Source organism: Pseudomonas sp. RHF3.3-3, from assembly GCF_048069595.1.
In the GTDB taxonomy this organism is placed as follows: Bacteria; Pseudomonadota; Gammaproteobacteria; order Pseudomonadales; family Pseudomonadaceae; genus Aquipseudomonas; species Aquipseudomonas fuscovaginae_B.
Genome location: NZ_CP182250.1, coordinates 5931779 through 5954183, shown reverse-complemented (window position 1 = coordinate 5954183; position 22405 = coordinate 5931779). Strand labels below are relative to the sequence as shown.

Here is a 22405-nt window from a genome sequence, read left to right as displayed (position 1 = left end):
GAACGCCGTAAAACTGTAGGAGCAGGGCTTGCCCGCGAAGACGTCATCCGCCACACCGCCAAACCCGGCGCGCAGCCGGATCAGGCAGGAACGGCGCGCATCGGCTGGCCCAGGCGCTTGTTGAAGTCCAGCCAGGCACCGAGCAGGGCCAGCAGGCCGGCACCGACCAGCGCGGTGAAAACCTGCATGGCGACGGCATCGTCGGCCAGGGCGTTGACCATGTCCGCCAGCGGCGCCAGCAGTACGCCCAGGCAGAACACTTCCAGCGAGTAGCGACCCATGCGGCACGTCTGTTGCGCCAGCCAGTGGCGGGTCCAGTTGCCCGTGGGCAGCAGCTTGGCGGTGACATAGGCCAGTGCCAGGAAATGCAGCAGACGTACCGGCGACAGGTCGGTCTTGCTGATCGGGTACAGCCAGTTGCTCAGTGCGGCCGGCATGATGGCGTCATGAATCTGCGGCCAACGCCAGGAGAGGGTGATCACCCCGGCAATCAGTGAATAACCCGCCGCCGCGACGAACAGTGGCCGGCGCAGCAATGGGCGCCGGTCCGGCAGGCGTGGCCGCTGGCCGTGGATGGCCGTCGCACCGCCGAGGATGAACAGCAACTGCCAGGTGACGGGGTTGAAGTACCAGACGCCATCGCCGATTGCCGCCAGGTTCCAGCCCAGTACGGGCGCCAGCAGGTACACCGTCAGCGACACCGCGACCACCGCCAGGGGCTGGCGCAACAGCAACGGCAGCACCAGCGGCAGGCCGAGCAACAGCACGATGTACAGGGGCAGCGGGTCCATCAGGTTCGGTTTGAAGCGCAGCAGCAACTCGTCCGTCAGCGCCTGTTCGGGATGGCTGACGAAATGCTGCAGGCCCATTTCCTGGATCAGGTCGCGGGTTTCCACATGGCTGTTGGCGAAGAACACGATGCCCATCAGCATCGCCAGCAGGAAGATGTGCACCACGTAGAGCACCCAGGCGCGACGCAGGATCTTCACGCAGGCGATCAGGTAGCCGTCGCGTTGCAGGATCTTGCCGTAGGCGAGGACCGCCGCGTAACCGGCGAGGAACACGAAGACCTCCGCCGCATCGCTGAAACCGATATTACGCAGGGTGATCTGGCCGAGTGGGTTGTGGGGCACGTGATCCCAGAAAATGAAGATCAGCGCCAGTCCCCGAAAGAAGTCGATGCGTGGGTCGCGTCCGTTCAGCATGGCAGCGGGCTCTGTGGGCGAATGTTGAATATGACTGCCGCGGCTGTCGGAAATTGCACTGCTTGGGCGGCGGCGCGCAGGGTGGCGCGAATCGCCGCGAATTGCAAAGGTGGGGTATTACTGAATGTCACAATTATTTGCCAGGGCGGCTGGCTTGGCCGACGACGGATGGACGGCCCGGCCCGGGGTCGCCAGGCCGGCCGATCCAGGGGTTACTGGCCGTCGAGGAAATTCAGCAGGGCGGCGTTGAAGAAGGCCGGGTCCTGCAGGAACGCGAAGTGGCTGGCATTGGGCAGGATCAGCAGCCCGGCGCCGGGAATGGTCGCCGCCATGTACTCGGTGTTCTCACGCTTGATCGCCTCGTCGCGGTCGCCATCGACGATCAGCACCGGGGTCTTGATCTTCGCCAGGTCGGCATCGCTCCAGTTCGGCTGGCTGGCCCACATATGGCTGATCTGCTCGACGAAGGCGTCGTACTCCTTCGGTGTTGGCGACAGCTTCACGTATTCCTTGCCGGCCCGTTCGATGTAGGCGGCGAAGGTCGGGTTCTTCTCGACGTTCTCCTTCACCCCGGCGGTGGTGCTGTTGGCGGCGAAGGCGAAGATCCTGCCGACGCGGCTCGGGTGACGGATCGCCAGGTCCAGGCCGAGGATCGCGCCGTCGCTCCAGCCGACGATGTCGGCCTTGGCGATTTTCAGGTGGTCGAGCACGGCGACCACGTCGTCGGCCATCAGGTCGTAGCCGTAGGGGCGGCTGTCGCGCGAGCTGCGGCCATGGCCGCGACTGTCGAGGGCGATCACCGTGTGTTTCGCCGCCAGGGCCTTGACCTGGTTGCCCCAGTAGTCGGAGTTGGCGAGGCCGCCGTGCAGCAGCACCACGGGTGAGCCATGACCGGTGCGGGTGTAGTAGAGCTTGATGCCGTTGACGTTGGCATAGCCGCTTTGCACGCCAACGACCGGGGCCGGGGTGGGCGGCAGGGTTTCCCAGCGTTCGGCGGCGTGGGCCAGGCTGAACGACAGCATCAGGCAAGCGACGGCGATGAAGCGATTTCCCATGTTGATCTCCTGTTGGTGAAAGCCAAAACTCGTCTGTACCTGTTATTTCTGACAGTAGACAGACCCACCGGGCAATCCTAGTCTTGAGGAATCGCCACGCTGGTATCGCGTAGTACGTGGACGCCCATCCCGGTCGTTATCGGACGGGGTTTGTTCGGCTGCGGAATGGATGACATAGCCTTGCGTGCGCTGCCCAAGAATTTTTCGACCTATGTTTATATCGGGGTGCTCAATACCCTGATCCACGGGTGCGTCTTCCTCGCGCTGCACGGCGGCATGGCGTTCAGCCAGGCCACCAGCAACCTCTGCGCGTTCGCGGTGGCCGCTACGTTTTCCTTCCATGCCAACGCGCGCTACACCTTCAGGCAGGCGGCCTCATTGCCCCGTTACCTGGCCTTCGTCGGTTTCATGGCCGTGCTCAGTTTTACCACCGGTTGGCTGGGTGACTGGCTGACCATGCCGGGGCTGGTGACGCTGGTGGTGTTTTCGGGGGTGAGCCTGGTGCTCGGTTACTGCTATTCAAGCCAGGTGGTCTTTCGGGACAAGGCCAAATGAAGATTTCCCTGGTGGTGCCCGTGTACAACGAGGAGCAGGCCATCCCGGTGTTCTACGAGGCGGTGCGACGGGAACTGCTCGCCGAGCCGTATGAGGTCGAAATCGTTTTCGTCAACGATGGCAGTACTGATCGTACCGAGGCGTTGTGCAAGCGCCTCGCGTTGGCGGAAGGCAATATACTGGCCGTGAATTTTTCGCGGAACTTTGGCAAGGAGGCTGCGCTATTCGCAGGACTTGAGTATGCCAATGGCGATGCGGTCATCCCCATCGATGTCGACCTGCAGGACCCTGTCCAGGTCGTTCCGCAACTGGTGCGCAAGTGGATGGAAGGGGCGAAAGTGGTCCTTGCCAAGCGCCGTAGTCGGGCAACGGACAGTTTCTTCAAGCGAGAGACCGCGCGAGGTTTCTACCGCCTGCACAACTGGATCGCTTCGACAAAGATTGAGAAGGATGTCGGTGACTTTCGCCTGATGGATCGCGAAGTGGTCGAGGTGATTAAGACCTTGCCGGAGCATCAGATCTTCATGAAGGGCATTCTTTCCTGGGCAGGGTTCGATACCGAGATCGTCGAGTATGATCGTGCCCTGCGTTCTGTAGGCGATAGCAAGTTCAACGGCTGGAAACTCTGGAACCTGGCGTTGGAGGGCATTACCTCATTCAGCACTGTGCCACTGCGGCTGTGGACTTATATTGGCGGTTGTCTGTCGATGTTCTCGATTTTTTATGCCGTGTTCATTGCGGCAGAAAAACTGCTGTTTGGCAATCCGGTTGCCGGCTATCCCTCGTTGATTTTTGCCGTGCTGTTTCTGGGCGGTGTGCAATTGATCGGTATTGGCGTGTTGGGTGAGTATGTAGGGCGCATCTACATGGAGGCCAAGCACAGGCCCAGATATGTCGTGAAAGGTGTGGTCAGGCGTGGCGAGCAGTTGAAAAGTCCACGGACAATCGTGTGGAGAAAACCTTGATCTGGAATGTTCCGCTCACACCCAGGCGGCGTCTTGGCTTCTTTCTGGTGATGTCGTACCTGTTCATTTCTCCGTTGATTTTGGCGGACTACAGCTACATTGACGATAATTGGCGCCTTTTTGAGGCGGGGACCGGTTGGCTGAGAGAGGGCCGGTTCATGATGGTGTACCTCTATAAAGGACTGAGTTTCACGTCTGCTGCCCCGAATATCTTTCCCCTGCCACTGATTCTTTCAACGTTCTGCATGGCGTTGGCCCTGGACAGGTTCAGCGTTGATTATTTTGGCCAGCCGGTCATCACCGAGTGCCTGGTGGTGCTGCCACTGCTCTGTACGCCATTTCTGCTGCAAGGCTTTTCATATCAGTATGATGGTGCAGGCATCATGTTCGGAATTGTCCTGGTGGTTTACTCGATCATCTTTCGGCATCGACTGTTGTCCCTGCGACTTTTATTGCCGAGTCTGCTGTTAACGCTTGCACTTGGTTTCTATCAACTGACGATCAATGTTTTCATCGGTCTCTGTTGTGTCGAGGTTCTGCGCGCGATGCTCGATAAAACCGCATTGAAGGACATCCTGCTGGTGCTCGCCATGAGAGTCCTGCACATGCTTTTTGCGGGGGGCTTCTACTTCCTTTGTGTTTTCACGTCCATGAGCGACGACCGCACAAGAATGGTTCCGGCGAATGCGCAGGGCCTTGCAGCAGTGATTGATAACTTTTACCGCATCAATCAGACCGTGGCAGGAGTAATGGATCCTGCCGCCGGTTGGATGACATTGGTGTTATCCGTTCTTGCCGCTTTATGTGTCCTCAAGGCTGCTGTGCAAATTGCAAGCAGTGACGAGGCTTTTGCTTTCAAGTTGTTGCGCTTGTGCCTGACCGCGAGTTCGGCATTCCTGTTGCTGTTTGTGCTTTCCGGTGCCGGGCTTTTTTTCAAGGATTTCAACGATGGCGCAAGGACTTTGTTGGGGGCCTCAGCGTTGCTGATGGGGTTGTTTTACCTCAGCCTTCGCTTTTTGAAGGGGATTCATCCGGGATTGACCTGCCTGCTGATCCTACCGTTGGTTTACATGCTAACTTTTTCCTTCGCCTATGGCCGCCTGTTGGTTGTTCGAAAAGAGTTTGAAAACAGCATGAATCTGGAAATCGCTCACGATATCGACAGGAGCGCAGTGTTGCGGAACCTGAAGGTGATCTACGTGAAAACCAATGATTTAGCTCTCGGGCTTCCGGCTGGCGAGAGGAGTATGGCATTGATCCCGGCGCTCAGGTATGTACTCAATGCCGCTGATTATCTTGTACTTCCCGAAAGTCTACGACGCTTCGGCATTACCAGCGAGTGGCTTGATGATGATGAGCGTGAAATGGCCGCGCTGGCCGAGTTGCAGGGTTCCGAGCCGCTGGTCGAGCGGCGTTTTTATGCGATCTATTCAGTTGGAGACCGTGGCTATATCGTCGTCAAGCATCTGAAAGCTTCTGAATGATGGCCACACTCGCCTGAAAAGTGGCCCTGCCTGGAACAGGGCCTGTTTCGGCTCACACCGCATTCGGTTCGAAACTGTCGGCCCGGGCCATCTCCCACATGCGCGAGTAGAACTTGCCGTTGACCTCGCCGGTCAGCAGTTCGCCGGGCTTGAGGAACACGTGCAACTGCGAGAACAGCTTGATCTCGGTGGCCGACATGCGCCGTACCAGATGCTTGGCTTCCAGTTGCGAAGGATGCTGCAGCCCTGCGGCGGCGAGCATTTCGGCCAGGGCCCTGAGGGTGTTGCGGTGGAAGCTGAACACCCGCTGGGCCTTGTCCGGTACCACCAGGGCACGCTGGCGCAGCTTGTCCTGGGTGGCGACGCCGGTCGGGCACTTGTTGGTGTGGCAGCTCTGCGACTGGATGCAGCCGATGGCGAACATGAAGCCGCGCGCCGAGTTGGCCCAGTCGGCGCCGATGGCCAGCACGCTGGCGATATCGAAGGCGCTGACGATCTTGCCGCTGGCACCGAGCTTGATCTTGTCCCGCAGGTTCAGGCCGACCAGCGTGTTGTGCACGAACAGCAGGCCCTCGCGCATTGGCGAACCCATGTGATCGGTGAATTCCACCGGCGCGGCGCCAGTGCCGCCTTCCTTGCCGTCGACGACGATGAAGTCCGGGAGAATGCCGGTTTCCAGCATCGCCTTGGCGATGCCCATGAATTCCCACGGGTGACCCAGGCAGAACTTGAAGCCCACCGGCTTGCCGCCGGACAGCTCACGCAGTTGCGCGATGAAGTGCATCATCTCGATCGGCGTCGAGAAGGCGCTGTGGCTCGACGGCGATACACAATCCTCGCCCATCGGTACGCCACGGGTCTCGGCGATCTCCCGGGTGACCTTGTGCTTGGGCAGGATGCCGCCGTGGCCGGGTTTGGCGCCCTGGCTCATCTTGATTTCGATCATGCGCACCTGCGGGCTCTGCGCCTGGGCGGCGAACTTCTCCGGGTCGAAGCGCCCGTCGCTGGTGCGGCAACCGAAATAGCCGCTGCCAAGTTCCCAGGTCAGGTCGCCGCCATGTTCGCGGTGATAGGGGCTGATGCTGCCTTCACCGGTGTCGTGGGCGAAATTGCCGAGCTTGGCGCCCTTGTTCAGGGCGCGGATGGCGTTGGCGCTGAGGGAGCCGAAGCTCATCGCCGAGATGTTGAACACCGAGGCCGAGTACGGCTGCTTGCACTGCGGCCCGCCGACGGTCACGCGAAAACTGGCGGGGTCGCTCAACGGCGCCGGGCGCATCGAGTGGCCGATGAACTCGAAGCCTGACTCATAGACATCGATCAGCGTGCCGAAGGGCTTGTCGCCGCCTTCGTTCTTGGCCCGTGCGTACACCAGCGAACGCTGGGAGCGGGAGAAGGGCAGGGCATCGCTGTCGGATTCGAGCAGGTACTGACGGATTTCCGGGCGAATGCCTTCGACCAGGTAGCGGATATTGCCGAGGATCGGATAGTTGCGGCGCACCGCGTGAGGGCTCTGCAACAGGTCGAACACCCCCAGCAGGCTCAACAGGCCGGTGGTCAGGGTGAATGGCCAGAGCCAGTCATGTTCCAGGAACGGCAGGCTGGCGAGGGTGAAGATCACGCAGCCGGCAAAGAAGGCGTAGCGGCTCAGCAGGGACAGGCTCATACGGTTTCCTTGGGTTCGGACTCATCAGGTCGGTCAGGCATTCTGCGCTTGCAGAAATATCGAGAACAGCTCGGACTGGGACTTGATGCCCAGCTTGCTGTACATGTGTTTCTTGTGGACTTTCACGGTTTCGATGGAGATTTCCAGCTTGCGGGCGATTTCCTTGCTCGAGCAGCCGCTGAGCATCAGGCGCCCGACGTCCAGTTCGCGGGCGGTCAGTTGCGCGCCCTTGAGCTGCTGCACCGAGGCTTCCAGCTGGATGCGCCAGTCGCCCTGCGGCGCAGTGGGCGGCGTGACGTTTTCCGGCAGTTGTTCGTGGGGCAGGCGTTGGCGCAACAGGCCCAGCACCCAGGGCTGGATCAGCGACAGCAGGGCGATCTGCTCGTCGCTGAAGCGGCGGGTGGAGCCCAGCGACAGGCAGAGGGTGCGGTCGTCGTCGAGCTGGCAGTTGAACTGGATCTCGTCGGCCACCACGTTCAGGCGGAAGTAGCGCTGGTAGTACTCGGTCAGTTCGAAGTGTTCCGGGGCGACCTCGGCCAGGCGGTACAGGCCGGTGCGCGACTGCTCGCGGCTGGCGATGTAGAACGGGTCCAGCAGGTACAGGCCCTTGAGGTAGTCCTGGAACAACGGGTCGGGACTGCCGTCCTCGCCCGGGCATTCGGCGAAGACTTCCGGGCGGCCCTGGGCGCTGAACAGCAGGGCGACCCAACTGTCGAACGGCACGTACCGGTTGAGCAGGCGCACCAGTTGCGTCCAGAAATTGGGCCGGTCCAGGGCCTCGATCATTTGCCCCACCGAACGGTGCCAGGCGATGTCATCCAGCGACAGTGTCATTCATCTACCCCTATCGAGTTACCCCGGCGGCGTGATTCCCATGGCCCGGCGCGGGTGCGCATACTGCGGCCACAGGTCATGACCGCGGACTCATTCTGCCAGTTCGGCGGGTCGCGGCGGTTGAACAGAACAAGGAATACCCATGAAAATCGAACTTGCCCAGCTCGCCGGCCGGGACAACGATACAGCTTACAACCTCGAGCGCGCCCTTGCCGCTATCGCCGCCTGCGCCGCCGATACCCGGATGATCGTGTTTCCGGAAACCCACCTGATGGGCTTCCCGTCCGCCGAGACCGTGGCCCGGGTCGCCGAGCCGCTGGACGGGCCGACCGTGCAGGCGGTGCAGCAGGCCGCCCGCGAGCGCGACCTGACGGTGGTGATCGGCATGGCCGAGAACGACAACGGCCGGTTCTACAACACCACCCTGATGATCACCCCCGAGGGCATTGCCCTGCGTTATCGCAAGACCCACCTGTGGGCCTCGGACCGTGGCGTGTTCAACCCCGGCGATGGTTATGCGACCTGCGAATGGAACGGGGTGCGGGTCGGCCTGCTGATCTGCTACGACATCGAGTTCCCGGAAACCGCCCGGGCCCTGGCGCAACTGGGTGCCGAGCTGCTGATCGTCACCAACGGCAACATGGACCCGTACGGGCCGACCCACCGCACCGCGATCATGGCCCGCGCCCAGGAAAACCAGGCCTTTGCGCTGATGGTCAACCGCGTCGGCGAGGGCGATGGCGGCCTGCTGTTCGCTGGCGGCAGTGCCCTGGTGGACCCGTTCGGGACGCTGCTCAAGGAGGCCGGGCGCGAGGAGAGCCATTTCAGCGTCGAGCTGGACCTGAGTCAGTTGGCGGCGGCCCGGCGTGACTACAGCTACCTGAACGACCAGCGCCTGCGCTTGCCGGGCGAGGTGGTCGAGCGGGCCGACGGGGTACGGGAGTTGCTGATTCCCCAGGCCTGATCCCTGCGTTGTTGCGGCCGGCCCTTTCGCGGGTTACTGCGTGATCCGGCCCACGCACTCATAAGAATTTTGTGACACCGCTGCACTTTCGCCGAACTCGGCTCTGCCATAAATCCAATAACATTCGGAGTAGTCGCCTCATGGCTCGTTTGCAACGCACCCTTTCGCTGGGGTCGGTGGTGCTGTTCGGCATCGCCTACATGACGCCGATCATCGTGCTCGGCACCTTCGGTATCCTCGCCCAATCCACCGCGGGCATGGTCCCGGCCGCCTACCTTGCGGCATTGGTGGCGATGTTCTTCACCGCCATGAGCTACGGGCGCATGGCCGCCGCCTTCCCGGTGGCCGGTTCGGCCTACAGCTATGTGCGCAAGGCCATCAGCCCGAAACTCGGCTTCATCGCCGGCTGGGCGGTGTTGCTCGACTATCTGTTCCTGCCCATGGCGATCTGGCTGATCGGCGCGGCGTACTTGGGTTCGGCCTTTCCCGCCGTCCCGCAGCCGGTCTGGGTGCTGGCCTTCATCGTCATCACCAGCCTGATCAACATCGTCGGCCTGCGCCTGGCCAACGGCGTCAACTCGCTGTTGATGCTGGTGCAGTTCCTGGTGCTGGTGGCCTTCGTCGCCCTGGCGATCCACTATATCGGCGGCGACGCGAGCAAGCCGTTGTGGACCCTGGCCCCGTTCTTCAACGGTGACATGCAGATGCCGCTGGTGATGAGCGGCGCGGCCATCGCCTGCTACTCGTTCCTCGGTTTCGACGCGGTCAGCACCCTGACCGAGGAAACCCGCGATCCGCGGCGTACCATCCCGCGGGCGATCATGCTGATCACCCTGATCGGCGGGCTGATCTTCGTTGCGGTGTCGTACTTCGTGCAGCTGGCCCACCCGGCATTCGTCTTCGACAACGTCGACTCGGCGGCGTACGAGATCGCCCGCAACATCGGCGGCGACCTGTTCGTCAGCCTCTTCCTGATCGGCCTGATCGTCGGCCAGTTCGCCTCGGGCTTGTCGGCCCAGGCCAGCGGTTCGCGCCTGCTCTATGCCATGGGCCGCGACGGTGTGCTGCCGAAATCGTTCTTCGGCAGCCTGAGCGAACGCTTCGGCACACCGATCAACAGCATCCTGCTCTGCGCCGTGGTGGCCTTGCTGGCGTTGAAGCTGGACGTCACCACCTCCACATCGTTCATCAACTTCGGCGCCTTCCTGGCCTTCAGCCTGGTGAACCTGTCGGTGATCTTCCATTACTGGATCGGTGCGCAGCAGCGCGGTCTGCGCGAGCTGCTGCTGTTTCTGGTCTGCCCATCGATCGGCCTGCTGGCGGACCTGTGGCTGATGATCAGCCTCGATCACCTGGCGATCTACCTGGGCGTGAGCTGGCTGGCGATCGGCGTGGTGTACCTGGCTTTCCTCACGGGCGGCTTCCGCCAGCAGCCACCGGAGATGGATTTCCAGGAAGCCAACTGACGCGTATGGCGAACCGCCTCGATCAGGAGGCGGTTTTGTTCTGGCGGATCGGCAGCTCGATCCTGAAGGTCGTGCCCACGCCCAGCTCGCTGCTGACCGTGATCTGCCCGGCATGCTTCTGCACGATGCCGTAGGACAGCGACAGCCCCAGCCCCGTGCCCTTACCGATCGGCTTGGTGGTGAAGAACGGATCGAAGATCTTCTGCAGGGTCTGCGGGGCCATGCCCGAGCCGTTGTCGGCCACTTCCAGCCAGACCTTCTCCCCCGCGCTGCCGCCGCGCAGGCTGATGGTGCCGCGCTCGGGGCCCATGGCCTGGGCGGCATTGACCACCAGATTCATGATCACCTGGTTGATCTGCGAGGGCAGGCATTCGATTTCCGGCAGGTCGGCGTAGTCCCTGACCACATCGGCCTTGTACTTGAGTTCGTTGGCGACGATGTTCAGGGTCGAGTCGATTCCCTGCTGCAGGTTGCTCCACTGCCATTCCTGGCTCGAGTCGACCCGGGAGAAGTTCTTCAGGTCCTTGACGATCTGCCCGACCCGGGCGATGCCGTCCTTGGATTCCCTGATCAGCAGCGGAATGTCCTCCTTGAGGAAGTCCAGTTCGATCTTCTCGCGCAAGGCCTGCAGGCGGCCGAGCAGTTCGGGTGAGGCGATGCCTTCCTCGGCGCTGTGGTAGGCGTCGAGCATTTCCCACAACTGGGTGAAGTAGCCGTCGAGGGTGCCCAGGTTGGAGCCGATGAACCCGATGGGGTTGTTGATCTCATGGGCCACACCGGCCGCCAGCTGGCCCAGGGAGGCGAGCTTTTCCGACTGCACCAGTTGACCCTCGAGTTGCTTGCGCTCGTCGATCTCGTGCTGCAAGGCCAGGCTCGCCTGGGTGAGTGCCTGGGTGCGCTGTTCGACCAGTTCCTCAAGGTGATGCATCTGCAGGCTGGCCTGGCGGGTCATGTCCCATTTGTTGGTCAGGGTATTGGCCAGTTGCTGGACCTCGATATTGTCGAAGGGCTTCTTCAGGATCAGCAACCGGTCATGGCCGTGCAGGCGATCCAGCAGGTCCTCCCAGGAATAGTCGGTATAGGCGGTGCAGACCACGATCTGCAGTTGCGGATCGGCCTGCCACAGGTGCTCGATGGTTTCGACACCGTCCCAGCCCTGGGGCATGCGCATGTCGACGAAGGCCAGGGCATAGGGGCGTTCTTCGGCCAGGGAGCGTTCGACCAGCGCCAGGCCTTCCTGTCCACCATAGGCGGAGTCGAGTTCGAACGGCTGGCTGCCGACGGCCTTGGCCTCATGGCCGAACAGTTGGGCCTCGATCAGGTCCAGGTCCGGGCTCTCGTCCTGCTCCGGCATCAGGATCTTGCGAAAGTCATCATGGATCGATGGCGTGTCGTCCACCAGCAGGATGCGGCGGTTCGGCTGTGTTGTCATGGGACCCCCACGGCGGTTTTCAAGGGCAGTTCGAGAGTGAAGACGGCACCCTTGCCGGGGCCGTCGCTATGGGCGCTCAGGTGTCCGTTCATTTCCATCGCCGCCAGGGCGCAACTGTGCAGGCCGAAGCCGTGGCCATCCTTGCGGGTGGTGAAGCCATGGGCGAATATCCGCGTCATGTTTTCCGGCAGGATGCCTTCGCCGTCGTCCTTGACACTGATGCGCAGGGTCGTGTCGTCGACCACCCGCACCTGCAGGGTGATCTGCCGGGCACGGTCGGACAGGTTGGACATCGCCTGCTTGGCGTTGCTGATGAGGTTGATCAGGATCAGCAGCATGCGGTGCTTGTCGCCCATGATCCGCGGGACATCGCCGTAGTCGCGGATCACGACGACGTTGTGTCGGGTCAGGGCGCCGGAATTCATGCGCAGGGCGTCCTCGAGCAGGTCGCCGACGTGCAGCGCCTCCTCCAGGCTGGAAACCCCGGCATAGGATTGCTGGGTCGAGACGATTTCCTTGATGTGGTCGACGCTCTTGCTCAGTTGGCCCAGCTCCTCGGTCATGCCCTGCTGCTCGACGGCGATGGCCTCGACGAGCTGGTTCAGGTAGCCCGGCAACAGCTTGCCCTTGGCATCATGGGTGAGGAACTCAGCGAGGTCATCGGGGTGCTCGTTCATCAGCCCGACCGCCTTGGCCAGGCCCTGTGCCTTGCTGTTGCGCAATTTGCGGGCGACCAGGTCGGCGGAGATGTTCACGCTGTTGAGCACGTTGCCGACGTTGTGCAGCACGTTGGTGGCGATCTCGGCCATGCCGGCGTGGCGGGCGGTCTCCACCAGCTCGCTCTGGGCGTCGCGCAGTTCGCGGGTGCGCTCCTCGACCCGCTGCTCCAGATGCTCGTTGGCGGTCTGCAGGGCCCGGTTGATCTGGTTGATCTGCGCATAGCTGCGGGCCAGGCGACTGGCCAGGTACAACAGCAGCACGGCCATCAGCGCCGAGAAAATCAGCAGGTACAGGTGATACTGCTGGTCGATCCGTTCGGCGCTCTGCTGGTCCTGGTTCAACTGGTCGGTGATGGCGTCGAGGCTTTCTGAAACCGGTACGGCGGCAATCTCGTCCAGCAGGGTATTGACGTTGGGTTGTTCGCGCAGGATCAGTTGTACGTGGTTGAGCAGGATATCGATCGGCGCCTTGAAGGCCGGCGGCAGGCGTTGCTGATCGACCGTCAACTGGTTGATGCCCAGCAGGATTTCGTTAGCCCTGTCGTCGGTGGTGATCTGGGAGAATTCGAGGGTACTGAGCAACAGGTCGTAGATATCGTTGGAGGTCGATTGCAGCATCAGTTTGTCGACATCCTCCAGCGTGCTCAACTGGCGCTGGATGTCGTCCTCGGCGGTGGGCAGGAAGGCCAGCGAGTTGCGCAGCACCGCGTTGCGTGACTTGAACTGTTCGACCAGCCGTTCTTTCTCCTTGAGTGCCTGGTTCAGCGTCGCGCGACGGTCCTTCCAGGCCCCGGAGGTATCGGTCGGCTGGCTCACCTGCAGCGCCTGGAAGGCCTGCCAGTGCGTGTGTATGCCGACCTGGGGTCTGATCAGCGGATCGTAGTTGCGGGCCACGGCGATCCTGGCCTTGAGGATCTCCGTATCCCACTGGGCGTCCAGTTGCTTGATCTGGCCGATCAGGTCGCGGCCTTCGGCGTACTCCTGGGTCAGGTCGCTGCGCGACATGACGTAGAGAAACACCAGCACCGCCGCCAGCACCGAGGTCAACAGTGGCAGGAGGATCCGGTTCAGCAGGCGCCTGGTCGGGTTCATTGCGGCTTGCCTCCCTGTTCACCGGTCAGTGTCTTGAGAAACAGCACGATCAGGCGTTTGTCCTCGGCCGAGGGGATGCGCCCCAACTGATAGGTGAACATCACGTCGACCGCCTCCTCAAGGGTCTTGGCCGAGCTGTCATGGAAGTAGGGGGCGGTGAGGGCCACGTTGCGCAGGCTGGGCACCTTGAAGACATGCCGGTCGTCCTCGTCCCCGGTGACCAGGAAGCGCCCGTCGTCGGCTGCGGTCGGGTTGCCGCGGGCCTTGAAGTAGTCGCCCATCACGCCGAACTTCTGGAACATGTTGCCGCCGATGTTCACGCCCTGGTGGCAGGCGATGCAGCCATAGTCCTTGAAGCGCTGGTAGCCGTACTTCTCGTCGAGGCTGAGGATGTCGGTGTTGCCCTTGAGGTACTGGTCGAAGCGCGAGTTGGGCGTCAGCAGGGTGCGTTCGTAGGTGGCCAGGGCGTTGCGCACGTTGGCCTCGGTCACGCCATCGCGGTAGGCGGCGGCGAAGGCGGCCTTGTAGGCCGGGTCCTTGACCAGGGTATCGATGATGTTCGGCCAGTTGTTGCCCATCTCGATGGGGCTTTGCAGCACCTGGCCGACCTGGTCCTCCAGGCTGTCGGCCCGGCCATTCCAGAACTGCTTGAAGTTCAGTGCCGCGTTGAACACGGTGGGGGTATTGACCGCGACGGTCTCGCCATGGAAACCGATGGACAGCGGTTTGTCGTCGACTCCGCCCTTGTCCAGTTGGTGGCAGGTGGCGCAGGACAGGCTGTCGTTGATCGACAGGCGTTTTTCGTTGAACAGCTGGCGGCCCAGTTCGACCTGGCGCGGGTCCTGCTGGGGGATGTCCGGCAGGGGCTTGAGCGGTTCGTCCAGTGGCAACGCCAGGACGGGTTGGCCCCAGGCGCCGGCGAGCAGTAGCAGCACGAGCAATCGACGAAGTGACATTGCAGGCTTCCCTGGCTGTAAGGGTCGTGGGGGCGTTCAGTCCTGTCCCGGCGCTTTTTCCCGCCAGTCCTGTAACAAGCTGGCGAACGCGTTGGCTTCGACGGCTTTGCTGAAGTAGTAGCCCTGCACCTCTTCACAGGCATGGGCCTTGAGAAAGTCCAGTTGCTCGCGGGTCTCGACGCCTTCGGCAATGGTGTTCAGGTTCAGGCTCTTGCCCAGGCTGATGATCGCGCTGACCAGCGCCGCATCATTCCGGTCGCCGGCGAGATTGCGCACGAACGACTGGTCGATCTTCAGCACATCGACGGGAAAGCGCCGCAGGTAGCTGAGGCTGGAATAACCGGTGCCGAAGTCGTCGATCGCCAGGCGAATGCCCAGGGCCTTGAGCGCGTGCAGCACCTCGAGCGTGGCGTCGATGTTCTGCATCAGGATGCTTTCGGTGATTTCCAGTTCCAGGCAGCGCGGGTCCAACCCGGTTTCCTCCAGCACCTGGCGGATTCCGTCGAGGTAGTCCCGTTGGCGGAAGTCGATGGGCGAGACATTCACCGACATGACCAGCCGGCCCAGACCCTGCTCCTGCCAGGCCTTGGCCTGGCGGCAGGCCTGCCCGACCACCCAGCGGCTCAGTGGAACGATCAGTCCGCTGTCCTCGGCCACGGGAATGAAATCGCCGGGGAAGATCCAGCCGCGCTCCGGGTGCAGCCAGCGAATCAGCGCTTCCGCACCGACCACCTGGCCGCGCCTGAGGTCCAGCTTGGGCTGGTAGTGCAGGACGAACTCATCGCGCTCCAGGGCCAGGCGAATGCCCGACTCGATGGACTGCTGCCGACGCGCACGCAGGTTCATGTCCTCGATGAAGAAGCCGAAGTTGCCCGGCCCTTCCTCCTTGGTGTTGCGCATGGCCGTTTCGGCCTTCTTGACCAGGCCCAGCGCCTCTTCGCCATCGCCCGGGTACAGGCTGATGCCCATGCTCGCGGTGACCCGCAGGGCATGCCCGGCCACTTCCAGTGGGGTGTTCACGGCATTGAGGATCTTTTGCGCGATGCCGTTGGTCTGGTGCGGGTGGGCGATATCGGGCAGTACCAGGACGAATTCGTCGGAGCCATAGCGAAACACCGAGTCCGACTGACGCAAGGCGCCGATCAGGCAGCGAGCCACATGCTTGAGCATTTCGTCGCCGACGGGGTGGCCCAGGGCATTGTTGATGCGCTTGAAGCGATCCAGGCCGATGAACATGACCGCGGTCTGTTCGTCGTGCCGCTTGGCCAGGGCAATCGCCTGGCTGAGCCGGTCGACCAGCAGGGTGCTGTTGGGCAGTTCGGTGAGCACGTCGAACTGCAGCAGGCGCGAGACATGCAGCAGTTCCTGGACGCGCTCCTCGACGGTCCGCTCCAGTTCGCTCATGCGCGTGGCCATGTCCCGGGCCAGTTGCCATTTCCAGGTCAGGGCGCTGGCCATCTGGCGGATTTCCAGGCTGTCGAAGGGTTTCTTCAGGATCAGCAACTGGTCGCCGAAGGCCAGGCGGTCGGCCATCGATTCCCAGGAGTAGTCCGAGTAGGCGGTGCACAGGGCGACCTGCAGGTGGGGGTCGACTTTCCACAGCTGTTCGATGGTTTCCAGACCGTCCCAGCCCGGCGGCATGCGCATATCGATGAAGGCCATGGCGTAGGGCCGGTTGGCGGCCTGGGCCAGCCGGACCAGTTCCAGGGCCTCCTGGCCCTGGTAGGCCGAGTCCAGCTCGAAGACCTGGCGTTGCGGTTGGTCGACGCCGAACAGCAGGGTTTCGGTCGACTCCAGGCTCAAGTCTTCCTCTTCTTCCGGGCCGAGGATCTTGCGGTAGTCCTGATGAATCGAAGCGGTGTCGTCGATGATCAGAATGCGCCGGTTGGCGGCGCCGGTCAGCGCGGTCATCACGAACTCTCCAGGTTGGGCAGTGCCTGCGGAGCGATGCTGCCCCGCTGCAGCAGCCGGGCGGCCTCCTGAGTGTCGACAGGCTTGCTGAAGTAGTAGCCCTGGGCGGCCATCGGCGAGCCGGTGGAGATCAGCGAGCTGCGCTGTTCCAGGGTCTCCACGCCTTCGGCAATGATGCCCACGCCGATTTCACGGGCGAAATTGATGATGGCCTTGAGGGTGGTGGCGCTGTCGGCATCCTGGGTGGCATGGTTGATGAACGACTGTGCCAGCTTCAGGTGATTGACCCGGTAGGTCTTGAGGTAGTCGAAGGAGGAGTAGTCGGTACCGAAATCGTCGATGGCGATCTTCACTCCGAGTTCGCGCAGGCGCGGCAATACGTCGTTCTGCGTCCACTTGGTCTGGGCCAGGGTCGCCTCGGTGACATCGAACTCCAGGTCCGATGGCGACAGCCCCCAGCGGGCGGTGGTCTCGACGACATCGTTCAACAGTTCGCCACCGCTCTTGAGCTGGGCCAGCGACAGGTTGATCGCGATCACCGGCGGTGCCACGCCCTCGTCGCGCCACTGGCGCATCTGCTGGCAGGCGTGGTCCAGCACCCAGTGGCCGAGGGCGACGATGGTGCCGGTCTTTTCCGCAGCCGGTATGAACACGTCGGCCCCGAGCAGGCCGCGCTGGGGATGGTTCCAGCGCACCAGCGCCTCCATGCCGAGGATTTTGCCGGTGGTGAGGTCCACTTCCGGCAGGTAGTGCAGTTCCAGCTGATCCTGAGTGATGGCTTCCCTCAGGTCGTTGGCGATGGAGACCCGTTCGCTGACCTCCTGGTTGATCTCCTCGGAGTGGAAGTGGTACTGGTTGCGGCCCTTTTCCTTGGAACGGTACAGCGCCATGTCGGCCTGCACCAGCAGGGTGTCGGCGCTTTCGCTGTCGGCGGCGTAGGTGCTGATGCCGATGCTCACGGAAATCCGCACCTCGTTGCCATCGAGGCTGTAGGGTTCGACCAGGGCATTGCGGATTCTCGCCGCCAGGGCGCCGGAAATGGACGGATCGTTCATTTCCGTCTGCAGGATCGCGAACTCGTCGCCCCCCAGTCGGGCGACCACATCGCCTTCGCGGGTGCAACGCCTGATACGCTGGGACACTTCCTGCAGCAGCAGGTCACCGACCGGATGGCCCAGGGTGTCGTTGATCCGCTTGAAGTGGTCGAGGTCGAGGTAGAACACCGCGAACGGCGAGGCGCCGCGCTGGGCGGCGGCAAAGCTCTGGTGCAGCCGCTCGATCATGGTCGAGCGGTTGGCCAGCCCGGTGAGCCCGTCGGTACGGGCGAGCTGGGCGATCTTTTCCTCGGCGGCCTTGCGCTCGGTGATGTCGATGATGATGCCTTCGACCTCCAGCAATCGGCCTTCGGCATCGCGTACCGGTACGTAGCGGTTCTCCACCCAGCGCCACTGGTCGTCGCCGGTATGCAGGCGAAACTCGATGGAGGCGCCCTGGGCATCCCTGTCCAGCACCCGGGCCATGGCGGCGTCGACCTTGGGCTGGTCCTCCTCGTGGATCAGTTCCCGTGTCCAGTCGCTGGAGGCCACCAGGTCCTTGGCCACGTGGCCGAACTTGGTGATGTTGTGGGAGATGTACATCAGCGGGAACGAAGGTTCGCCGCGCAGGCGATAGAGGATGGTCGGGCTGTTCTGCACGATGATGTTGGCGTCGGACAGCTCGCGGGTGCGTTCCTCGACGGCCTGTTCGAGCTGGTCCATCTTCAGCTCGGCGTCCTCGGTCATCTGCCATTTGACGGTCAGGGCACTGGCCATCTGGCGGATCTCGATCGCATCGAAGGGTTTTTTCAGGATCAGCAGGCGATCACCCATCTCGACGCGGGCGTTCATGTCCTCCAGCGAGTAGTCGGAGAAGGCGGTGCACAGCGCGACCTGCAGCTTGGGATCGACCTGCCAGAGCCGTTCGATGGTCTCCAGGCCATCCCAGCCCGGCGGCATGCGCATGTCGATGAAGGCCATGGCGTACGGCCGGCCCTGCTCCAGCGCCTGCTCGACCCTGGCCAGGCCTTCGCGGCCCTGGAAGGCCGAGTCCAGCTCGAAGACGTGCTCCAGGCGGCTGACGCTATCGCCGAACAGCGCCTGCTCGGCCGCTTGCAGGTCGTCTACGCCCCCTCCAGGGCAGAGGATCTTGCGGAAGTCCTCGTGAATGGACACGGTGTCGTCGATGATCAGGATACGACGGTTGATCGTGCTCATCGCGACGTCCCTGCCAGCCGGTTGAAATGCACTGAACGCATACAAAGAGGTCCTTTTCCCAGGCTACACAGCGAATGCGCGCTCGACTGCTTGCAGCATAGATGCAGTTTTGTCGCGGTGCTGGCGAAGTTGGGTCGATCCCCGATCACATGGCGCAAAAGCATCTACCCTTAGGGCGAGGACAGGGATCGCCAGCCATTCGGGGGTCCCGCAATCTGCAGCCCACGACGACATGAGGTGCGCCATGGATGAATCCGCCGTCAGACCCCGTATCCTGCTGGTCGATGACGAGGAGTCGATTCTCAACAGCCTGCGGCGCCTGCTGCGCAGTCAACCCTATGAACTGGTCCTGGCCGACAGCGGGGCGCGGGCGCTGGAGATCCTGGCCGAGCAGCCCGTCGACCTGGTCATCAGCGATGCGCGCATGCCGAACATGGATGGTGCGACCCTGCTGGCACGCATTCATGACCTGTATCCGTCGACCCTGCGGATCCTGCTGACCGGCTATGCCGACCTGGACATGATCACCAAGGCGATCAACGAAGGGCGGATCTACCGCTATCTCAGCAAACCCTGGAATGACGAGGAACTGACGCTGACGGTGCGCCAGGCCCTGGCCTTCCAGCACTCCGAGCGCGAGCGCCAGCGCCTGCAGGCGCTGGCCCGGGAGCAGAACAAGCAGTTGCAACAGCTCAACGCCACCCTGGAAAAACGCGTGCTGGCGCGTACCAGCGAAGTCCAGCAGACCGCCGACATGCTCGACCTGGCCTATGAAGAGCTCAAGCGCAGCTACGCGGTGACCGCCGAGGTGTTTTCGCGGATGGTCGAGTGGCGCCTGCCCAAGGACAAGCAGACCAACCGGGCGGTGATCGACCTGGTGCGGGCCTGGTGCAAGGCCACCGGCCAGGACGAGACCGACAGCCGCAACCTGGCCATGGCCGCGGCCCTGCACAATATCGGCAAGATGGGTTGGACGGACGGCATGATGGGCGCACCGGCCGACCAGTTGCACCATACCGAGCGTGAGCGTTATCGCGGTTATCCCAAGCAGAGCGAATCGCTGCTGATGACGCTGGAGCCGATGCAGGACGCGGCCCGGCTGATCCTGCACCATCAGGAACGCTGGGATGGCACCGGTTTTCCCGATCATCTCAAGGGCGAGGCGATTCCCCTGGGCTCCCGGGTGCTGAAGCTGGCGGTCGATTTCGTCGAGCTGCAGCACGGGCTGATTCTCGAGCGGCGGCTGAACAGCGACGAAGCCCTGCTGTTCATCCGCAAGTATGCCGGGCGACTCTACGATCCCGGGCTGGTGGAGGAATTCGTCCGGGTCTGTGCCGAGCACCTGAGCGATGTCACCACCGGCGATCCGACGGTCAAGGTGCTGGGCACACGCGAGTTGGAGGCGGGCATGGTCCTGGCCCGCAACCTCAATGCCGACAACGGCATGCTGTTGCTCAATGCCGGCAAGGTCCTGAGTGCGCCACTGGTGGAGAAACTGATCGGTTTCGAGGCCATGGAGGGCGCCAAGTACAGCGTGTTCGTCAAGGTGCCCGAGGAGGTCTCGCCACTGGAGCAGGCCACCTGAACCCGGCCTGGCAAGCCTGCTTTCGGTGGGCTTGCCAGTTTCCCGCACGGGTGTGATCCTGCCGGCTTTTGCCAGGATCGCGTTGACGCCATGACTGTTTCTGCTGCCTCCAAGACTATCCGTATCGCCGCGGCCCTGCTGATCGGCCCCGATGGCCGTACCCTGCTGGTGCGCAAGCGTGGCACCCAGGCCTTCATGCAGCCGGGTGGCAAGATCGAACCCCATGAGCAGCCGGCGCACGCCCTGGCCCGCGAACTCGAGGAGGAACTGGGGTTGCGGGTCGATCCCGCTGACGCCCGCTACCTCGGCCGGTTTTCCGCTCCCGCGGCCAACGAGCCGGGCTTCGAGGTGCAGGCCGAGCTGTTCCAGTTGCACGTCGCCGAAACCGTGGAACCTGCGGCCGAGATCGAGGAAGTGGTGTGGATCGATCCGGCGGGCGACGGCAACCTGTGCCTGGCGCCATTGACACGGGACCTGATCCTGCCGTTCTATCGGGCTTCGCTGGAACCCACCGCCTGATCGACACCGCACAGGGACTGCCCATGATTGCGCTTCAAGACCTGCTGATCTTCGCTGCCGCTTCGCTGTTGATGGTCCTGACCCCGGGACCGAACATGATCTACCTGATCTCCCGCTCGATCTGCCAGGGGCCCAAGGCCGGGGTGGTGTCGCTGTTGGGCGTGGTGGGCGGCTTCTTCGTTCACCTGTTTGCCGCGGCACTGGGTTTGACCGCAGTGTTCATGGCCGTGCCGCTGGCCTATGAGGTGCTCAAGTGGGCCGGTGCGCTGTACCTGCTGTGGCTGGCCTGGCAGGCGCTCAGGCCCGGCGCGCGCTCGCCGTTCGAGCCGCGCCAGTTGCCGCCGGACTCCCCGTTGCGGTTGATGACCATGGGGTTTCTCACCAGTGCCCTGAACCCGAAGATCGCGGTGTTCTACCTCTCGGTGTTTCCGCAGTTCATCAGCCCGGAGCACGGCTCGGTGTTCGCCCAGAGCCTGATTCTCGGCACCACCCAGATCAGCGTGAGCTTCACGGTCAACCTGCTGATCGCGCTGTTTGCCGGCGGCCTGGCCAGCTGGTTCAAGCACAACCCGCGCTGGCTGGCGCTGCAACGTTATGTCATGGGCTTCGTGCTGGGCGGCCTGGCCGTGCGGCTGATGTTCGAGCAGCGCCGTTCGGCCTGAGCCGGGAAAGCCCGTGGTGGAAAGCGACGGGGTGAGCGCAAGGCTCGCCCCGTTGTCGTTTCAGCGTACCGCGCTGACGCCGTCGAGGGTCGAGAACGAGGTGTCCTTGGCTGTCAGCAGGAAGTCGCGCATGTAGGGCACCTCCAGCATGTCCGTACGAATCGCCGCGTAGAGTGTGGCGAACAGGCCCTTTTCGCCCAGGCGCTTGGCCCTCACGTAGCCGCGCGAGCTGTACTCGTGCAGCGCCCAGTGGGGCATGCCGCAGACGCCTCGGCCACTGGCCACCAACTGCATCATCATCACCGACAGTTCCGAGGTGCGCACCTGCGCCGGCTCGACGTCGGCCGGTTCCAGGAAGCGGGTGAATATGTCCAGCCGATCGCGTTCCACCGGGTAGGTGATCAGGGTTTCCCGGGCCAGGTCCTCGGGGACGATATAGGGCCTGCTCGCCAGGGGGTGCTGGTTGGCGACCGCGAGCATCGCCTCGTAGGTGAACAGCGGCACGTAGGTCAGGCCTGGCAGGTCCAGCGGGTCTGAGGTGACCACCAGGTCCAGGTCGCCGCGGGCCAGGGCGGGCAGCGGGGCGAAGGCGAAGCCGGAGGCCAGGTCCAGCTCGACTTCCGGCCAGGCGTCGCGGAACTGGTCGATGGTCGGCATCAGCCACTGGAAGCAACTGTGGCACTCGATCGCCATGTGCAGGCGCCCCGCGGTGCCGCCGGCCAGCCGGGAAATGTCCCGCTCCGCCGCGCGCAGCAGCGGCAGGGTGGCATCCGCCAGTTGCAGCAGGCGCAGGCCGGCGCTGGTGAAGCGTACCGGCTTGGTCTTGCGCACGAACAACGCCATGCCCAGGCGTTCCTCCAGTTCCTTGAACTGATGGGACAGGGCCGACTGCGTCAGGTGCAGGCGTTCGGCGGCCTCCACCAGGCTGTCGGCCTCACGCAGGGCATGCAGGGTTTTCAAGTGACGGATTTCCAGCACCTGGGGCTCCATGAGAAAACTTTGGTAAGAAGTGCAATGTGAGTGAGTTTGTCTCATGTTGAGCCGGCTGTCGACCGGCGCGCCGAGCAGAAATGCCTTCACCTGCCT

18 protein-coding genes are annotated in these 22405 nt (G+C 62.9%); 8 read left to right on the top strand and 10 right to left on the bottom strand.

The window, feature by feature from the left end; all coding sequences use genetic code 11:
* Window positions 1-80: 80 nt before the first annotated feature.
* Both ACMGT0_RS26135 and ACMGT0_RS26130 read right to left on the bottom strand, forming a co-directional pair.
* The gene (locus ACMGT0_RS26135; RefSeq protein ID WP_054057435.1) at window positions 81-1205 is read right to left on the bottom strand and encodes an OpgC family protein; all 1125 of its coding nucleotides are present in this window, start codon (window positions 1203-1205) and stop codon (window positions 81-83) included.
* A 212-nt stretch (window positions 1206-1417) separates the two neighbouring features.
* Entirely contained in the window at window positions 1418-2260 is an 843-nt protein-coding gene (locus tag ACMGT0_RS26130) for an alpha/beta fold hydrolase (protein WP_416770412.1), read from the bottom strand.
* A 165-nt stretch (window positions 2261-2425) separates the two neighbouring features.
* Between ACMGT0_RS26130 and ACMGT0_RS26125 the strand changes: the two genes are divergently transcribed.
* Genes ACMGT0_RS26125 through ACMGT0_RS26115 form a run of 3 tightly spaced genes read left to right on the top strand, consistent with a single transcriptional unit; the run spans window position 2426 to window position 5264 of the window.
* On the top strand, window positions 2426-2815 hold the full coding sequence (locus tag ACMGT0_RS26125) for a GtrA family protein (protein ID WP_054057437.1): 390 nt from the start codon (window positions 2426-2428) through the stop codon (window positions 2813-2815).
* Window positions 2812-3780 carry a glycosyltransferase family 2 protein gene (locus ACMGT0_RS26120; RefSeq protein ID WP_416770409.1) on the top strand — a complete coding sequence of 323 codons (969 nt, stop codon included), beginning with the start codon at window positions 2812-2814 and terminating at the stop codon, window positions 3778-3780. Before ACMGT0_RS26125 ends, ACMGT0_RS26120 begins: the two co-directional genes overlap by 4 nt.
* Entirely contained in the window at window positions 3765-5264 is a 1500-nt protein-coding gene (locus ACMGT0_RS26115; protein ID WP_416770408.1) for a glucosyltransferase domain-containing protein, read from the top strand. The genes ACMGT0_RS26120 and ACMGT0_RS26115 overlap by 16 nt, the downstream gene beginning before the upstream one ends.
* 52 nt (window positions 5265-5316) lie before the next feature.
* Here the strand turns inward: ACMGT0_RS26115 and ACMGT0_RS26110 are convergent, their stop codons facing one another.
* Together ACMGT0_RS26110 and ACMGT0_RS26105 are read right to left on the bottom strand one after the other, a co-directional pair.
* Window positions 5317-6927, bottom strand: coding sequence for an FMN-binding glutamate synthase family protein (locus tag ACMGT0_RS26110; RefSeq protein WP_416770406.1), 1611 nt, complete (start codon window positions 6925-6927; stop codon window positions 5317-5319).
* A gap of 33 nt (window positions 6928-6960) precedes the next feature.
* Complete coding sequence (locus ACMGT0_RS26105; RefSeq protein WP_416770405.1) at window positions 6961-7761, bottom strand: response regulator transcription factor; 801 nt, start codon at window positions 7759-7761, stop codon at window positions 6961-6963.
* Between the two features lie 142 nt (window positions 7762-7903).
* Between ACMGT0_RS26105 and ACMGT0_RS26100 the strand changes: the two genes are divergently transcribed.
* Window positions 7904-8725: a carbon-nitrogen hydrolase family protein gene (locus tag ACMGT0_RS26100; RefSeq protein WP_054057442.1), complete on the top strand. Its 822-nt coding sequence runs from the start codon at window positions 7904-7906 to the stop codon at window positions 8723-8725.
* 140 nt (window positions 8726-8865) lie between these two features.
* Window positions 8866-10191, top strand: a complete 1326-nt coding sequence (locus ACMGT0_RS26095; RefSeq protein ID WP_416770402.1) for an APC family permease — start codon at window positions 8866-8868, stop codon at window positions 10189-10191.
* Window positions 10192-10213: 22 nt separating this feature from the next.
* On the opposite strand, the gene ACMGT0_RS26090 is transcribed toward ACMGT0_RS26095, so the two are convergent.
* The 5 genes from ACMGT0_RS26090 to ACMGT0_RS26070 are packed head-to-tail and all read right to left on the bottom strand — an operon-like array spanning window position 10214 to window position 18553.
* Entirely contained in the window at window positions 10214-11623 is a 1410-nt protein-coding gene (locus tag ACMGT0_RS26090; RefSeq protein WP_054057444.1) for an ATP-binding protein, read from the bottom strand.
* A complete protein-coding gene (locus tag ACMGT0_RS26085; RefSeq protein WP_416770400.1) occupies window positions 11620-13434 on the bottom strand; it encodes a DAHL domain-containing protein in 1815 nt (604 codons plus the stop codon). Before ACMGT0_RS26085 ends, ACMGT0_RS26090 begins: the two co-directional genes overlap by 4 nt.
* On the bottom strand, window positions 13431-14390 hold the full coding sequence (locus ACMGT0_RS26080; RefSeq protein WP_416770398.1) for a cytochrome-c peroxidase: 960 nt from the start codon (window positions 14388-14390) through the stop codon (window positions 13431-13433). Before ACMGT0_RS26080 ends, ACMGT0_RS26085 begins: the two co-directional genes overlap by 4 nt.
* 36 nt (window positions 14391-14426) lie before the next feature.
* Window positions 14427-16301 (bottom strand): putative bifunctional diguanylate cyclase/phosphodiesterase, encoded by a 1875-nt coding sequence (locus ACMGT0_RS26075; RefSeq protein ID WP_416770396.1) that lies wholly within the window; start codon window positions 16299-16301, stop codon window positions 14427-14429.
* Window positions 16301-18553: a putative bifunctional diguanylate cyclase/phosphodiesterase gene (locus tag ACMGT0_RS26070; protein ID WP_416770394.1), complete on the bottom strand. Its 2253-nt coding sequence runs from the start codon at window positions 18551-18553 to the stop codon at window positions 16301-16303. The genes ACMGT0_RS26075 and ACMGT0_RS26070 overlap by 1 nt, the downstream gene beginning before the upstream one ends.
* Window positions 18554-18797: 244 nt before the next feature.
* Between ACMGT0_RS26070 and ACMGT0_RS26065 the strand changes: the two genes are divergently transcribed.
* The 3 genes from ACMGT0_RS26065 (at window position 18798) to ACMGT0_RS26055 (ending at window position 21319) form a co-directional block, all read left to right on the top strand.
* Window positions 18798-20138: an HD domain-containing phosphohydrolase gene (locus ACMGT0_RS26065; RefSeq protein ID WP_054057449.1), complete on the top strand. Its 1341-nt coding sequence runs from the start codon at window positions 18798-18800 to the stop codon at window positions 20136-20138.
* 90 nt (window positions 20139-20228) lie between these two features.
* The gene (locus tag ACMGT0_RS26060; protein WP_054057450.1) at window positions 20229-20657 is read left to right on the top strand and encodes an NUDIX hydrolase; all 429 of its coding nucleotides are present in this window, start codon (window positions 20229-20231) and stop codon (window positions 20655-20657) included.
* A gap of 23 nt (window positions 20658-20680) precedes the next feature.
* Window positions 20681-21319, top strand: a complete 639-nt coding sequence (locus ACMGT0_RS26055; RefSeq protein WP_054057451.1) for a LysE family translocator — start codon at window positions 20681-20683, stop codon at window positions 21317-21319.
* 60 nt (window positions 21320-21379) lie between these two features.
* On the opposite strand, the gene metR is transcribed toward ACMGT0_RS26055, so the two are convergent.
* Window positions 21380-22297: a transcriptional regulator MetR gene (gene metR / locus ACMGT0_RS26050; protein WP_054057452.1), complete on the bottom strand. Its 918-nt coding sequence runs from the start codon at window positions 22295-22297 to the stop codon at window positions 21380-21382.
* Between the last annotated feature and the right edge of the window lie 108 nt (window positions 22298-22405).

Excerpts from the sequence above, each read along its gene's own strand:
- ACMGT0_RS26100 (WP_054057442.1), top strand. The coding sequence starts at position 7,904 with ATGAAAATCGAACTTGCCCAGCTCGCCGGCCGGGACAACGATACAGCT.
- ACMGT0_RS26070 (WP_416770394.1), bottom strand. The coding sequence starts at position 18,553 with ATGAGCACGATCAACCGTCGTATCCTGATCATCGACGACACCGTGTCC.
- ACMGT0_RS26105 (WP_416770405.1), bottom strand. The coding sequence starts at position 7,761 with ATGACACTGTCGCTGGATGACATCGCCTGGCACCGTTCGGTGGGGCAA.
- ACMGT0_RS26055 (WP_054057451.1), top strand. The coding sequence starts at position 20,681 with ATGATTGCGCTTCAAGACCTGCTGATCTTCGCTGCCGCTTCGCTGTTG.
- ACMGT0_RS26060 (WP_054057450.1), top strand. The coding sequence starts at position 20,229 with ATGACTGTTTCTGCTGCCTCCAAGACTATCCGTATCGCCGCGGCCCTG.
- ACMGT0_RS26130 (WP_416770412.1), bottom strand. The coding sequence starts at position 2,260 with ATGGGAAATCGCTTCATCGCCGTCGCTTGCCTGATGCTGTCGTTCAGC.
- ACMGT0_RS26080 (WP_416770398.1), bottom strand. The coding sequence starts at position 14,390 with ATGTCACTTCGTCGATTGCTCGTGCTGCTACTGCTCGCCGGCGCCTGG.
- ACMGT0_RS26135 (WP_054057435.1), bottom strand. The coding sequence starts at position 1,205 with ATGCTGAACGGACGCGACCCACGCATCGACTTCTTTCGGGGACTGGCG.
- ACMGT0_RS26120 (WP_416770409.1), top strand. The coding sequence starts at position 2,812 with ATGAAGATTTCCCTGGTGGTGCCCGTGTACAACGAGGAGCAGGCCATC.
- ACMGT0_RS26065 (WP_054057449.1), top strand. The coding sequence starts at position 18,798 with ATGGATGAATCCGCCGTCAGACCCCGTATCCTGCTGGTCGATGACGAG.
- ACMGT0_RS26110 (WP_416770406.1), bottom strand. The coding sequence starts at position 6,927 with ATGAGCCTGTCCCTGCTGAGCCGCTACGCCTTCTTTGCCGGCTGCGTG.
- ACMGT0_RS26090 (WP_054057444.1), bottom strand. The coding sequence starts at position 11,623 with ATGACAACACAGCCGAACCGCCGCATCCTGCTGGTGGACGACACGCCA.
- ACMGT0_RS26085 (WP_416770400.1), bottom strand. The coding sequence starts at position 13,434 with ATGAACCCGACCAGGCGCCTGCTGAACCGGATCCTCCTGCCACTGTTG.
- ACMGT0_RS26095 (WP_416770402.1), top strand. The coding sequence starts at position 8,866 with ATGGCTCGTTTGCAACGCACCCTTTCGCTGGGGTCGGTGGTGCTGTTC.
- ACMGT0_RS26075 (WP_416770396.1), bottom strand. The coding sequence starts at position 16,301 with ATGACCGCGCTGACCGGCGCCGCCAACCGGCGCATTCTGATCATCGAC.
- ACMGT0_RS26125 (WP_054057437.1), top strand. The coding sequence starts at position 2,426 with ATGGATGACATAGCCTTGCGTGCGCTGCCCAAGAATTTTTCGACCTAT.